The organism is Arsenicicoccus piscis, assembly GCF_022568835.1.
In the GTDB taxonomy this organism is placed as follows: domain Bacteria; phylum Actinomycetota; class Actinomycetes; order Actinomycetales; family Dermatophilaceae; genus Arsenicicoccus; species Arsenicicoccus piscis.
Genome location: NZ_JAKZHV010000004.1, coordinates 99,666 through 112,846 on the forward strand (window position 1 = coordinate 99,666; position 13,181 = coordinate 112,846).

At 71.6% G+C, this 13,181-nt stretch carries 10 protein-coding genes and 1 pseudogene; 4 read left to right on the forward strand and 7 right to left on the reverse strand.

The genetic code is table 11. The features are described from left to right. The first annotated feature begins 10 nt into the window (after window positions 1–10). On the forward strand, window positions 11–1,507 hold the full coding sequence (locus MM440_RS09230; protein ID WP_241444023.1) for an NCS2 family permease: 1,497 nt from the start codon (window positions 11–13) through the stop codon (window positions 1,505–1,507). 13 nt (window positions 1,508–1,520) lie between these two features. Here MM440_RS09230 and MM440_RS09235 read toward each other — a convergent pair whose 3' ends face one another. Continuing rightward, window positions 1,521–3,461 (reverse strand): ABC transporter ATP-binding protein, encoded by a 1,941-nt coding sequence (locus MM440_RS09235; RefSeq protein ID WP_241444024.1) that lies wholly within the window; start codon window positions 3,459–3,461, stop codon window positions 1,521–1,523. A gap of 176 nt (window positions 3,462–3,637) precedes the next feature. Here MM440_RS09235 and MM440_RS09240 point away from each other — a divergent pair, with 176 nt between their 5' ends. Further along, complete coding sequence (locus MM440_RS09240; RefSeq protein WP_241444025.1) at window positions 3,638–4,234, forward strand: MarR family winged helix-turn-helix transcriptional regulator; 597 nt, start codon at window positions 3,638–3,640, stop codon at window positions 4,232–4,234. A 27-nt stretch (window positions 4,235–4,261) separates the two neighbouring features. On the opposite strand, the gene MM440_RS09245 is transcribed toward MM440_RS09240, so the two are convergent. Both MM440_RS09245 and MM440_RS09250 read right to left on the reverse strand, forming a co-directional pair. Further along, window positions 4,262–5,053 (reverse strand): ABC transporter permease, encoded by a 792-nt coding sequence (locus tag MM440_RS09245; protein ID WP_241444026.1) that lies wholly within the window; start codon window positions 5,051–5,053, stop codon window positions 4,262–4,264. After that, on the reverse strand, window positions 5,050–5,973 hold the full coding sequence (locus MM440_RS09250; RefSeq protein ID WP_241444027.1) for an ABC transporter ATP-binding protein: 924 nt from the start codon (window positions 5,971–5,973) through the stop codon (window positions 5,050–5,052). Before MM440_RS09250 ends, MM440_RS09245 begins: the two co-directional genes overlap by 4 nt. Window positions 5,974–6,196: 223 nt before the next feature. Between MM440_RS09250 and deoC the strand changes: the two genes are divergently transcribed. Beyond that, a complete protein-coding gene (gene deoC / locus MM440_RS09255; RefSeq protein WP_241444028.1) occupies window positions 6,197–6,856 on the forward strand; it encodes a deoxyribose-phosphate aldolase in 660 nt (219 codons plus the stop codon). Window positions 6,857–6,942: 86 nt separating this feature from the next. Here the strand turns inward: deoC and MM440_RS09260 are convergent, their stop codons facing one another. The 3 genes from MM440_RS09260 to MM440_RS09270 all read right to left on the reverse strand — a co-directional run bounded on the left by MM440_RS09260 (window position 6,943) and on the right by MM440_RS09270 (window position 10,464). Then, window positions 6,943–8,526 carry an amidohydrolase gene (locus MM440_RS09260; RefSeq protein ID WP_241444029.1) on the reverse strand — a complete coding sequence of 528 codons (1,584 nt, stop codon included), beginning with the start codon at window positions 8,524–8,526 and terminating at the stop codon, window positions 6,943–6,945. 97 nt (window positions 8,527–8,623) lie between these two features. Beyond that, window positions 8,624–9,994 (reverse strand): MFS transporter, encoded by a 1,371-nt coding sequence (locus MM440_RS09265; protein ID WP_241444030.1) that lies wholly within the window; start codon window positions 9,992–9,994, stop codon window positions 8,624–8,626. Next, window positions 9,991–10,464, reverse strand: a complete 474-nt coding sequence (locus MM440_RS09270) for a MarR family winged helix-turn-helix transcriptional regulator (RefSeq protein WP_241444031.1) — start codon at window positions 10,462–10,464, stop codon at window positions 9,991–9,993. The genes MM440_RS09265 and MM440_RS09270 overlap by 4 nt, the downstream gene beginning before the upstream one ends. 317 nt (window positions 10,465–10,781) lie before the next feature. Here MM440_RS09270 and MM440_RS09275 point away from each other — a divergent pair, with 317 nt between their 5' ends. After that, the gene (locus MM440_RS09275; protein WP_241444032.1) at window positions 10,782–11,948 is read left to right on the forward strand and encodes a DUF3048 domain-containing protein; all 1,167 of its coding nucleotides are present in this window, start codon (window positions 10,782–10,784) and stop codon (window positions 11,946–11,948) included. An 81-nt stretch (window positions 11,949–12,029) separates the two neighbouring features. Here MM440_RS09275 and serC read toward each other — a convergent pair. Continuing rightward, window positions 12,030–13,165: pseudogene (gene serC, locus MM440_RS09280) on the reverse strand (phosphoserine transaminase). Between the last annotated feature and the right edge of the window lie 16 nt (window positions 13,166–13,181).

The window sequence follows — 13,181 nt, forward strand, 5'->3', positions numbered from 1 at the left end:
GATTGGGACCATGTCTTCGGCTTCTGCATCGGCCACGCGCACCGCCCCGCCCGGGCGCTCCGGCCTCGATCGTTACTTCCGCATCAGCGAGCGCGGCTCCAGCGTCTCGCAGGAGATCCGTGGTGGCATCGTCACGTTCTTCACGATGGCCTACATCGTGGTGCTCAACCCGCTCATCATCGGCACGGTCAAGGACTCGTCCGGTCACTACATCGGTGGCGGCACGGAGCCCAACCTCGCCATGGTCGCGGCCTGCACGGCCCTGATCGCCGGCGTCATGACGATCCTCATGGGAGTGGTCGCCAACTTCCCGCTCGCGCTGGCGACCGGTCTCGGGCTGAACGCCTTCCTCGCCTACGGCGTGGCCAGCCTGCCCGAGATGACCTGGGCCGACGCGATGGGCCTGATCGTCATCGAGGGCATCATCATCCTGGTGCTCGTCCTCACCGGCTTCCGCAAGGCCGTCTTCCACGCGATCCCGGCGCAGCTGAAGACCGCGATCTCGGTCGGCATCGGTCTGTTCATCACCCTCATCGGGCTCATCGACGCCGGCTTCGTGCGCAAGCCCTCCGGCCCCACGCCGATGGAGCTCGGTATCGGCGGCTTCCTCAACGGCTGGCCGTTGCTCGTCTTCGTCATCGGCCTGTTCACGATCATCACGCTGCTGGTCAACAAGGTGAAGGGCGCGATCCTCTACGGCATCGTCGCGGCCACGGTGCTCGCGATCGCCCTGGAGGCGCTGCTGCACGTCGGCTCCCAGACGGACGCGACCGGCAAGGTCGTCAACCCCACGGGCTGGGGTCTCAACGTCCCGACCCTGCCCGGCAACCCGTTCGCGTCGCCCCAGTTCGGGCTGCTCGGGGACGTGAGCGTGTTCGGCGCCTTCACCAAGATCGGCGTCATCTCGGCGTGCCTGCTCGTCTTCACGCTGATGCTCGCCGACTTCTTCGACACCATGGGCACGATGGTGGCCATCGGAGGCGAGGCCGGGCTGTTGGACGAGGAGGGCAACCCGCCCGGGTCGCAGCGCATCCTCGTCGTCGACTCCGTCGCGGCGATCGCCGGTGGTCTGGGGTCGGTCTCGTCCAACACGTCCTACATCGAGTCGGCCGCCGGTGTCGGCGAGGGAGCTCGCACCGGTCTGGCCTCGGTCGTGACCGGGGTGCTCTTCCTGCTCGCGACCTTCCTGTCGCCGCTCGTCTCGGTCGTGCCCTACGAGGCCGCAACCCCGGCGCTCATCGTCGTCGGTTTCCTGATGATGCAGCAGGTTGCCGGCATCGACTGGGACGACCTCGAGCTCGCCATCCCGGCGTTCCTCACCATCGTGCTGATGCCGTTCTCCTACTCGATCTCGGTTGGCATCGGCGCCGGGTTCGTCGCGTACACCGTCATCAAGGTGGTGCGCGGCAAGGCCACCATGGTCCACCCGCTGATGTGGCTGGTGTCGGTGCTGTTCGTCGTCTACTTCGCGATGACCCCGGTCAAGTCCGCGCTCGGCGTGGAGTAGACCGGGCATTGGGTCAGCGGGCCGCGAGGCTCGCGTAGCGACCTGCGGCGGCGACCAGGGTGGCGTGCGTGCCGCGCTCGAGGATCTCGGCGTGGTCGAGCACCACGATCTGGTCGGCGTCGCGCACCGTCGAGAGGCGGTGGGCGATGACGATCGTGGTGCGACCGACGACCAAGGCGTCCAGGGCCGCCTGCAGCCCGCGCTCGGTGTCGTTGTCGAGCGCCGACGTGGCCTCGTCGAGCAGCAGGATGCGCGGGTTGCGCAGCACCGTGCGGGCGATGGCCAGGCGCTGCTGCTCGCCGCCGCTGAACCGGTAGCCCCGCGCCCCGACCAGCGTGTGCAGACCCTCGGGCAGGGTGGCGACGACGTCGTCGATCTGGGCAACCTCGAGGGCCTGCCACAGGTCGATGTCGCTGGCGTCGGGCCGGGCGAGCCGCAGGTTGTCGGCGATCGTGCCGTGCACGAGGTAGGTCTCCTGGGAGACCACGCCGACGAGCGCGGCGAGGTCGGCGCTGGACAGGTCGCGCACGTCGATGCCGTCGATGGTCACCCGGCCGGCGGTCGGGTCGTAGAGCCGGGAGACGAGCGCCGCGAAGGTGGACTTGCCCGACCCGGTCTCGCCGACGAGCGCCAGCGTGGAGCCGGCGGGCACCTCGACCGAGACGTCGTGCAGGGCGTCGGTGTGCGAGCCGGGGTAGCGGAACGACACGTCCTCGAAGCGCACCTCGCCGCGGGCCTGCTCCCGCGGCAACGCGACGGGGTGGGTCGGCTCGGGCACGTCGACCTCGAGGTCGAGGTAGCCGAAGATCCGGCTGAACAGCGCCATCGAGGTGACCCATTGGGCGCCGGTGTTGAGCAGGCCCATGAGCGGGCGGAAGATCGAGGACTGCAGCGCCGTGAACGCGACGAGCGTGCCGATGGTCATACCACCGCTGGTGGCGGGCAGTCCGGCGACGAGGTAGATGGCGGCCGGGATCAGCGCGAAGATGATCTGCATCGTGGCCATCCGCCACCGGCCGGCGAGCTGGGAGGCGAGCTCGAGATCGACGAGGGAGGCGCTGGTCGCGGCGAACTCGGCCGAGCGGCGTTCGCCGATGCCGAGGGTCTTGGTCAGCCGGGCGCCGCTCACGGACAGGGTCTCGTCGACGATGCCGTTGAGCTCGGCGAGGCCGCCCTGCAGCCGGGTCGTGAGGTCGCGACGCAGCAGGGCGACGCGGCGGGTCAGCCAGATGGCCGGGGGGATCACGACGAGGGAGAGCAGGGAGAGCCGCCAGGACAGGGCGGCCATCGCGACGGCAGTGGCGATCGCGGTCGTGACGTTGCTGGCGATCGAGGTCGCGGTGTCGGTGATCACCGACTGCATGCCGGCGATGTCGTTGGTCAGTCGAGACTGCACCTCACCGCCGCGGGTGCGGGTGAAGAAGCCGAGGCTCTGGCCCTGCAGGTGGTCGAACACGCGGGTGCGTAGACCGTGCATGAGCCGCTGCCCGACGCGACTGGAGATCCAGGTCTGCAGCACGCCGAACAGCTGGGTGACCACGGTGATCGCGACCAGCCCGCCGACGGCGAGCAGCAGCAGGCGCACGTCCTGGTGCGGGATGGCCTGGTCGACGATGTCGCGCACGAGGAACGGCGAGGCGGTGCCGAGCAGGCTGGTCCCGACGATCAGGGTCATGACCAGCGCGATCTGTCCGCGGTAGGGAGAGAACAGGGCGGCGACGCGCCGCCAGGAGACCGGGGACTCGTCGAGCTGGGCGCGGTCCGCGGGATCGACCTGAGCCGGGCGCGGACCACCAGGACCAGGGCCACCAGGACCAGGGCCACCGTGACCGCGCGAGCCGCCACGACCGCTGTGACCGCTGGAGCCGCCGGGACCGCCGTGACCGCCAGGGTCACCGGAGCCGGCACCCAGCGGGCGCGGGGCGGTGAAGGGGGAATGGGTGGTGATGCTCAAGGGCGTCACTCCTACCGGGGTGAGGGGCAAAGACGAGGGGCTGGGACAAGGGGCTGATCAGGTGCGGCGGGAGCCCTCTGGCCAACCGCCCGACCGCAGGTGCTGAGGCCACCTCCGTTGTTAGTGAGGCTACCTCACCATGAGGTAACGGAGCAACCTGCGCTAGCATTCCCTTCATGAACCGGCCCGACCCGCACGTCCACCGACCTGGCGCGCACGCCCACCGGCCCGACGTGCACACCCCTCGACCCGACCTGGACGTCGAGGTCGACCTGGACGGGCGGCTCACCGACCTGCTGATGCTGGCCGCCCGCGGTCTGCGCGGTCAGCTGCGGCCGCCCGCCGGGTGCACGCCGGGGGAGGGCGCCGCCGACGACCTGCCGCCGCACCTGGTGCGGGCGCTGCGCGTGTTCGCCCACTCCGACGGGCTGCGCGCGTCCGAGCTGGCCCGCCACCTGCGGGTGGCACCGCGCTCGGCGACGGAGATGGTCGACGGCCTGCAGGAGCGCGGTCTGGTCACCCGGGAGCCGGACCCCACCGACCGGCGAGCCACGTTGGTGCGGGCCACCTCCCGGGCCGAGGCCGTGCTCGCCGAGGCGGCCGAGCGACGCCGGGACGCCGGCCGGGCGGTCTTCGCCCGGCTCGAGGAGGGGGACCGACGCGAGCTGGCCCGCCTGCTCGGCCTCGTGGTCGAGGCGGAGGAGCAGACGGGCCAGGCGAGAGGGCATCGGCCGGGAGACCCGGGCGACCACCCGCGCGCGAGCCTGCGCTAGGGATCTACTGGCGCTGAGGGATCTACCTCAGCTGACGTCCGAGCGCTGCACGCGGATCATGCCGAGGATCGTCAGCACCGCGGCGTACCCGATGAGCACCAGTGCGCCGGCCCACCAGGACAGCTGGTGCACCGTGGGGCTCTGCGACGGCTGGTTGACGATCGCGCTGGTCGCCGCGCTCGGCAGATAGGGCACGACCTTGCTGCCCCAGCTGACGAAGGACAGCCCCAAGGACGCCAGCGGCTCGACGATCCAGGCGGCGCCGATCATCACGAGCAGCGCGGTGACCTGGTTCTTCATCAAGATGCCTGCGCCGAGCCCGATGAGGGCCCAGAGGCCGAGGACCAGCAGGCTGAGCGCCAGGGTGCGGAAGACGTCGCCGCCTGGGAACGGCGAGAACCCCTTGGACGCGAGGATGCTGGCGCCGACGGCCACCGACCCGATGAGCGAGATGATCCCGTAGAACGCGCCGATGCCGAGGAGCGAGATCACCTTGGCGATCATGGCGGTCGCGCGACGCGGGACGGCGAGCAGGGTGCTCGTGATGGTCTGGTGGCGATACTCCTGACCGATCGACAGCACGCCGATCGTCATGGTCAGGACGTACGCCATCGACAGGCCTCCGGTGTAGACCAGGTTGGCCATCTGCGACTTGGTGCCCTGGGGGGTCCCCTCGGCGCCGGGGGTGCTCGCGGTAACCACGAAGGCGAACAACGCCGCCATCGCCGCGCCGGCGAGGAAGATGCCGATGGCCATGCCCCACCACAGTCGGGTCGTGAACAGCTTGCGGAACTCGGACTTGATGGCTCGGGTCATCATCGGGGGTCCCCTCCCTCGAGGTTGCGGTTCGTGCCCTCGGTCAGCTCGAAGAACGTGGTCTCGAGGTCGGTCTGCACCGCCACGAGCTCGTAGATCGGCAACCTCGCCCCCAGCGCGAGGTCGCCGATCCGGACGTGGTCGTCGGTCTCCACGACGAGCGCCCCGTCGGGGCCGGCGGTCGCAGCCAGGTCGGCGGACCGCAGTGCCTCCTGCAGCGCTGCGGAGTCGGACGTGCGGACCCGCGTGCGGGGTGCGCCGTGCAGCTCGGCGATGGTGCCCTGGCGAATCATTCTGCCGTTGTTGATGATCACCACGTCGTCGACGGTCTGCTGGACCTCCGAGAGCATGTGGCTGGAGACGACGATCGTGCGGCCCTCGCTGCTCAGGTGGCGCAGGAACCCACGCAGCCACCGGATGCCCTCCGGGTCCAGCCCGTTGGCCGGCTCGTCCAGGACGAGGACGCCGGGGTCGCCGAGCAGGGCGGCGGCCAGGCCGAGGCGCTGGCGCATGCCCATGGAGTAGCCGCCGGCTCGCTTGCGGGCGGCCGCGGGGATGCCGACCAGCTCGAGGAGCTCGTCGACCCGCTGGTCCGACACGCCGCTCGCGGCGGCGAGGACGCGCAGGTGGTCGCGGCCGGTGCGGCCGGGGTGGAAGCTCGTGGCCTCCAGCGCGGCGCCCACGGTCTGCAGCGGGTTCGCCAGCTGGTCGTAGCGCTCCCCACCGATCAGTGCGGTGCCCGCGGTCGGCCGGACCAGGCCGAGGAGCATGCGCAGCGTGGTGGTCTTGCCGGCGCCGTTCGGGCCGAGGAAGCCGGTGATGCGGCCGGGGCTCATGGTGCAGGTGAGCTGGTCGACGGCGACGAAGCTGCCGAAGCTCTTGGTCAGTCCGTCGATCTGGATCGGTCGGCCGGTGGCCGTCATCGGATCCCCCTGTGGTCGTCGGGAAAGGTGCGGTGCTCGTTCACAGGCACCACCCTGCCCGGTTCGCACCCGCGGGGCATCCTCCTGGCGGTGGATTCAGGGAAGAGTCAGGGTCAGTCTGTCGGGGGAGCAGGGCTGACCCTGAGAGCCCGGGCCTAGACTGGCGACGTTCTCTGGCCCGCCCGTGGCGCGCCAGTCGGTGGTCTCACCCAAGGAGTGACCGATGGCCCCTTCCCCCACGTCCCTGACGCGCGCGCAGGTGGCGGCGATGGTCGACCACACCCTGCTCAAGCCGGAGGCGACGCCCGCCGACGTCGCGGCCCTGGTGGCCGAGGGCGAGCGGCTCGGGGTCTACTCGGTGTGCGTGTCGCCGTCCATGCTCCCGGTGCAGACGTCGCTGCTCGTGGCGACCGTCTGCGGCTTCCCGTCCGGCAAGCACACCCCGGCCGTCAAGGCCGCCGAGGCCGCCGAGTCGGTCAACCTCGGTGCCGACGAGGTCGACATGGTCATCGACGTGGGCTCGGCCGTCGCCGGCGACTTCGACCACGTGCGCGCCGAGATCGAGGCCGTGCGCGAGACGACCCGCGACGTGGTGCTCAAGGTCATCATCGAGTCGGCGGCGCTCTCCGACGACGCGATCGTCGCCGCGTGCGAGGCCGCCATGGCGGCGGGCGCCGACTTCGTCAAGACGTCCACCGGCTTCCACCCGGCCGGCGGAGCCTCCGTGGAGGCCGTGCGGCTGATGCGCCAGACCGTCGGAGATCGCTTGGGGGTCAAGGCTTCTGGCGGCATCCGCACGACCGAGGCGGCGCTCGCGATGATCGACGCGGGCGCCAACCGCCTGGGCCTGTCCGGCACGGCGGCCGTGCTCGACGGGTTGTAGACGACCGCGCCAGGACGGTGGCAGTCTGCTGGTCGGATGCGACCAGCAGGCTGCCACTGTCTTTCCCTGACCGTGTCGGGCCGGCGTCAGCTCGCGTGCACGACGCGGCCGGCGACCAGGGTGGCCACGATCCCCGTCTGCTGCAACGCCGCTGCCGCCTCACCGCTCGGGAGGTCCTGGGCGGCAAGGGGATTCGTCTCGAGCAGCACGAGATCGCCTGGGCCGCCGACCTCGACACCGCGGACGCCGTCGGTGGAGGACGACAGCGCCTCGGCCACGGTCAGGGCCTGCTCGGGGTGCCACGGCGGTCGGTCGTCGGCCGAGCGGTGGACCGCCGCAGCCATCGCCAGCCACGGGTCGAGCGGTGACACCGGGGCGTCCGACCCCAGCCGCACGTCGACCCCGGCGTCGAGCAGCGACCGCAGCGGGAAGCAGCGCTCGGCCCGGTCGGCCCAGCACGCCATCGTCACGTCGCGGTCGTCCCACAGGTGAGCGGGCTGGACGGAGGCGGCGATCCCGAGCCGGGCCATCCGGTCTACGTCGGACCAGGCCATGAGCTGGGCGTGCTCGACCGTGCCGCGGGCACCGGTGGCCTCGAAGGCCTGCAGGGCGTCGGCCACGGCCGCGTCGCCGATCGCGTGCAGGGCCACCTGCAGCCCTCCGGCGTGGGCGCGCGACAGCAAGCTGGTGAGCGCGGGCAGCGGCACGTTCTGCACGCCGCGGTCGTGCTGCTCGTCGCCGGGTATCGGGGTCGCGTCCGTGTAGGGCGTGCAGCAGTAGGCCGTGCGCGTGTTGAGCGACCCGTCCGAGATGATCTTGAACGGGCCCATGGTCACCAGGCCGTCGGAGCCGGGCAACAGCTCACCCGTGCGTAGACCGTGCGCCAGCGCCTCCTCGAGCCCGGCCTCGTAGACCGCTCGCCGGACCCGGAGGGCGGCGCCCGACGCCCTGGGTGCCGGTGGGGTCCCGACGGGCGGCCCGTCGACCCACTCCAGGTCGACGATGCCGGTCACGCCTCGGGCGTTTGCGGCGGAAACGACTGTGGCGCAAGCGTCCTGGACGGTCTGTCCCACGCCGGGCAGGTCTATCAGCCGGGGGAAGAGGGCGAACCACTCGGCCTCCGCGATGACGCCGGGTCGCGGCTCGAGCCCGAGGAGCCGCTGCGCCCGGGAGCTGAGCCAGCCGTGGTGCCCGTCGCCGCTGATGAGCACGACCGGGCGGTCGCCGGCGACCGCGTCGAGGTCGGCGGTGCCGGGCGCGCGGGTCCAGGTGGCCGAGCGGTGGCCCCAGCCTTGCAGCGTCGCACCGGGCGGGAGGCCGGGCAGCGCCGCAGCGACGATCGCGCAGGCGTCCTCGGGCGACCGGGTGCCGCTGGTGTCCAGGCGGGACGTCGAGAGGGCCCACTGGCCCAGGTGGACGTGCTGGTCCCACAGCCCCGGGATCACGAATCGCCCACCGCCGTCGATGATCTCGGCGCCGCGCCGAGCGAGGTGCGGACCCACCTCGCGGACGATGCCGTCGACGATCCGGACGTCGACGATCCGGACGTCGACGGGCGTGAGTGCGGGGTCGCTGGGGGTCTCGAGGTCGACGACCCGGACGTCGCGCACGAGCACCGACGTGCCCGTCGCGACGCCGGCCGACGCCACCGGAGGAGGGGCCGACGTCACCGACCGACGCCGGCCACGCCGGCGAGCCCGCCGTAGGCGGCCAGAGCCAGACAGACGATGAGGACCACCCAGGTGGCCATGCGCCGGAAGCGGGGGGTCATCGGTTCGCTACCTCACTGGTGTCGACGTGCGCGGGACGCTCCGGGACCTGCGGGAGCGCGGTGGGGTCGACGCTAAGGTGCTCGACGTCCAGCCACAGCGGCTGGCGACGGTCGAGGTGCAGACGCAGACCTTCCTTCCCCATGATGTACGCCACCGCGGCGAGGAATGCCAGTCCGGTGGCGATCGAGCCCACGAGGATGGTCCACCGTGCGCCCCAGGCGTCACCGATCCAGCCGATGATCGGCGCGCCGAGCGGTGTCCCGCCCATGAAGATCGCCATGTAGAGACTCATCACCCGCCCTCGCATCGCCGGTGTGACCGAGAGCTGCACGGCGGCGTTGGCGGTGGTCAGCACGGTGAGGGCCATCAGACCGGTCGGCACGAGCAGGACCGCGTAGACCGGGTAGCTGGGGGCGAGCGCCAGCGCGAAGGTCACGATCGCGAATCCGCCGAGGGCGCCGAGCAGCACGCGCAGGCGCGGCCGGGACCGCCGGGCGGCGAGCAGCGCCGCGGACAGCGAGCCGATGGCCATGACCGAGCCGAGGATGCCGTACTCGCTGGCACCCGCGCCGTAGACCTGGGTCGCCATCAGCGCATTGGTGATCTGGAAGTTCATGCCGAACGTCCCCAGCACGAACACGATCGCCATGATGATCATGATGTCCGGGCGGTGGCGCACGTAGCTGAGACCTTCGCGCAGGGCTCCGCGTCCGCGCCGCGCCGGCGCCGGGTGCAACGCCTCGGGGCTCAGCGCGAGCAGAGCGATGATCACCGCGACGAAGGACAGCGCGTTGATGCCGAGCGCCGGGCCGACGCCGAGCGCGGCGATCAGCAGGCCCGCGACGCCGGGGCCGATCAGGCGAGCAGCGTTGAAGGACGCGGAGTTCAGGCTCACGGCGTTGGTCAGCAGCGGCGCGTCGACGAGCTCGGACGCGAACGCCTGGCGGGTCGGGTTGTCGAACGCCGTGGCGATGCCCTGGGCGAAGGCCAGCAGGTAGACGTGCCACAGCTGGCAGGTCCCCGTCGCCACCAGCAGGTACAGCATGGCCGCCGTGACGAGCAGCGCCGACTGGGTGACCAGCAGGATGCGGCGCTTGGGGAAGCGGTCGGCGACCACCCCCGACCACGGCGCGAGCAGCAGCACGGGCGCGAACTGCAGCCCTGTCACGGTGCCGAGAGCGGTGGAGGAGTGATCGGTCAGCTGGGTCAGGACCAGCCAGTCCTGGGCGACCCGGCCCATCCAGGTGCCCACGTTGGAGAGCAGACCGCCGGCGAAGTAGAGGCGGTAGTTGGGTACCGCCAGCGACGCGAACATGCTGCGCGTCGGCGCCTCGTCGGCGGGGGTCTGCGGGGTGACAGCGGTCATCGGGCGGCAACCTCCAGCAGCAGGTCGGCGGCGGCGCGCAGGGTCGCTCGGTCCTGCGGCGACAGGTGAGCCAGGTGCTCGGCCAGCCACTGGGTGCGCTCGGCGCGCGTACGGTCTACGGCGGAGCGGCCGGCGTCGGTGAGGTCGATGAACACCTGGCGCCCGTCCGCCGGGTCCTTCGTGCGGGTCACCAGACCTTCGTCCTCGAGGCAGCGCACGGTCCGCGTCATCGACGGGCCGCTCACGCGCTCGATGTCGGCGAGCTGGGTGGGCGTCCTGGCGCCGTCCTGCAGCAGCCGCACCAGCACGCTGAACTGGTGCGGTGCCAGCGCCGACCTGCTCTCGTAGCGCACCCGCCGGTTGATCCGCCCGCACGCCACCCGCAGGTCCGCGGCGAGGTCGCTGATCTCGTGGTGCGGGTCGGGCTGCGCGCTCGGGGCCGGCTGGGGCGCGGTGGTGCTGGACGTCATCTGGTGCCTGCGATTCAGGGTTGCTCGGGCCGCTCGGTCGAACAGGTCCTTAGTCAAGGTTATTACCTGTGCTAAGGATCTGTCGAGCTCTCGCCCGGCCTCGGTAGCCCGGGTGGCTGGGTCTACGCGCAGGAAGGCGTGGTTTGCGCAGGATCGCGTGAGGTGCGCAGGGTCGGGAGGGCGGCGGCTCACGGGTTCGTGGGCGGATTCCCAGGGGACGCGGGTGAGCGGACTACCGAATGGTGCGCGGGCAGGCCGGGGCCAACACGCCGGGTTCGGTAGACCGTGGTGTGCGAGCGCGATGGCAGGCTGTCCGCGTGACGAACGTTCGCCAGAACAACCCCACCGCGTCGACCCGCACCGCGTCGACTCGCACCGCGTCGACTCGCACCGCGTCGACTCGCACCGCGTCCACCCGCGCCGCGTCGACCCGCAGCGGGCCCAGCACCAGGCCCCGCGGGGCGGCCGTGCTGACGGCCGTGCTGACGGCGGTCGTGCTGGTGCCGCTGGCCGCCTGTAGCTCGAGCCCGAGCCCGGCGCCCGCCACCAGCTCGTCGCCGAAGCCGACGACGGCGAGCTTCGAGGCGACGGCGTCGGGCACGATGGCGCCGGTGCCGGTCAACCCGTTGACCGGTCAGGGTCCGGTGCCGAGCGGGCCGGTGGTGGCGGTCAAGATCGACGACACGGCGAGCTCGCGACCGTCGCGAGGTGTGGACCGGGCCGACGTGATCTACGTCGAGGAGGTCGAGGGCGGGCTGACGCGCATGATCGGCGTCTTCACGACCTATCCCACGGTCCGGTCGGTGCGCAGCATGCGTCCGATGGATGCCGAGCTGCTCTGGAACTACGGCAATCTCGTCTACGTCGCGACCGGCGGTGGCGGGTCTGGTCCGGCCACGCTGGCGGGGAGCCCGTTCAGCAGGGTGATCATGGACGACGGCGCGGCGGGTTTCGCGCGCGACCGCTCGCACCCGGCGCCCTACAACGTCAACGCCGACCTGCAGCTGATCGCGAGTCGCACCAAGGGGGCTCGGGCGCACAATGTCGGATTCACTTGGGCGGCAAGCGATCCCAGAGTGGCCAAGGCACCAGCCGACGCGGCGGTGTCGACGCGGGTCGGCAACACGCCGATGACGTTCACCTGGGACGCCGGTGCCAAGACCTACGTCCGCACCATCAACGGACGACGGCTCAACACGGCCGAGGGCCGCCCGATCGCCCAGCCGAACGTGCTGGTGCAGATGTGCGACGGCTACACCGACCGCAGCGACATCGACCCGATCGGCAACCCGTCGCGCTACACGAAGACGGTGGGGTCGGGGCCGTTCGTCCTCTATCGCGACGGCAAGCGGCTGACCGGCACCTGGAAGCGCCCGACCCCGGGGGCGCCCACGTCCTACGTCGACGCGAGTGGCAAGCCGCTCCCGCTGGCGCCCGGTGGCGCGTTCGTGCTGCTCGCGCGCAAGGGCACGCCGGCGAGCTGAGGCCCCGCGGCCCGAGCCTCAGCGTGCGGCCCGGGCCTCGACCCGAGGACTCAACCCGAGGCCTCAACCCAGCAGCCGGCGTCAGCCCAACCGCTCCACCACGTAGTCGATCGCCTCGGTCAGCACGCCGATGTCGTCCGGCTCGATGGCGGGGAACATCGCGATGCGCAGCTGGTTGCGGCCGAGCTTGCGGTAGGGCTCGGTGTCCACGATCCCGTTGGCGCGCAACACCTTTGCGACGTCTGCGGCGTTGATGGTGTCGGCGAAGTCGATGGTGCCGACGACCTGCGAGCGCTGGCTCGGCTCCGCGACGAAGGGGGTCGTGACGTCGGTGCGCTCGGCCCAGCCGTAGAGCCGCGCCGCCGAGTCGGCCGTGCGCGCGGACGCCCAGTCGAGCCCGCCCTGCTCGTTGAGCCAGCGCACCTGGCGCTCCATCAGCACCAGGGTCGCGAGGGCCGGCGTGTTGTGGGTCTGGTTCTTGCGGGCGTTGTCGATGGCGGTCGGCAGCGAGAAGAAGTCGGGGATGTAGCGCCCCGACCCCGCGATCTCGTCGGCGCGCGCGAGAGCCGCGGGGAGAAGAGGCCGAACCACAGCCCGCCGTCGCTGGCAAAGCACTTCTGCGGGGCGAAGTAGTAGACGTCGGTCTCGGACACGTCGACCGACAGGCCACCCGCGCCGGACGTCGCGTCGACCAGGACGAGTGCGCCGTCGTCCGCACCCGGCACGCGCTGCACCGGTGCCATCGCGCCGGTCGACGTCTCGTTGTGCGCCCAGGCGTAGACATCGATGCCCGCCTCGGCGACCGGCGCGGCCACCGACCCGGCGGGCGCGGTGATGATCGACGACGCCCCGAGGAAGGGCGCGCGGTCGGTCACGGTGGCGAACTTGTGCGAGAACTCGCCGAACGACAGGTGCTGCGCCCGATCACGGACTAGGCCGTGAGCAGCGATGTCCCAGAAGGCCGTTGACCCGCCGTTGCCCAGCACGACCTCGTAGCCCTCGGGCAGGCTGAACAGCTCGGCCAGCCCCTCGCGCAGCGAGCCGACGAGGTCGCGGACCGGAGGCTGGCGGTGCGAGGTGCCGAGGAGGGTGGGGGCCACGGCGACGAGGTGGTCGACCTGGGCCTGGCGGATCTTGGACGGGCCGCAGCCGAAGCGCCCGTCGGCCGGCAGGAGGCCCACCGGGAGGCTGATGGTGTCGAGGTCGGTGCTGGGCATGGGTCGATCCTCCCAG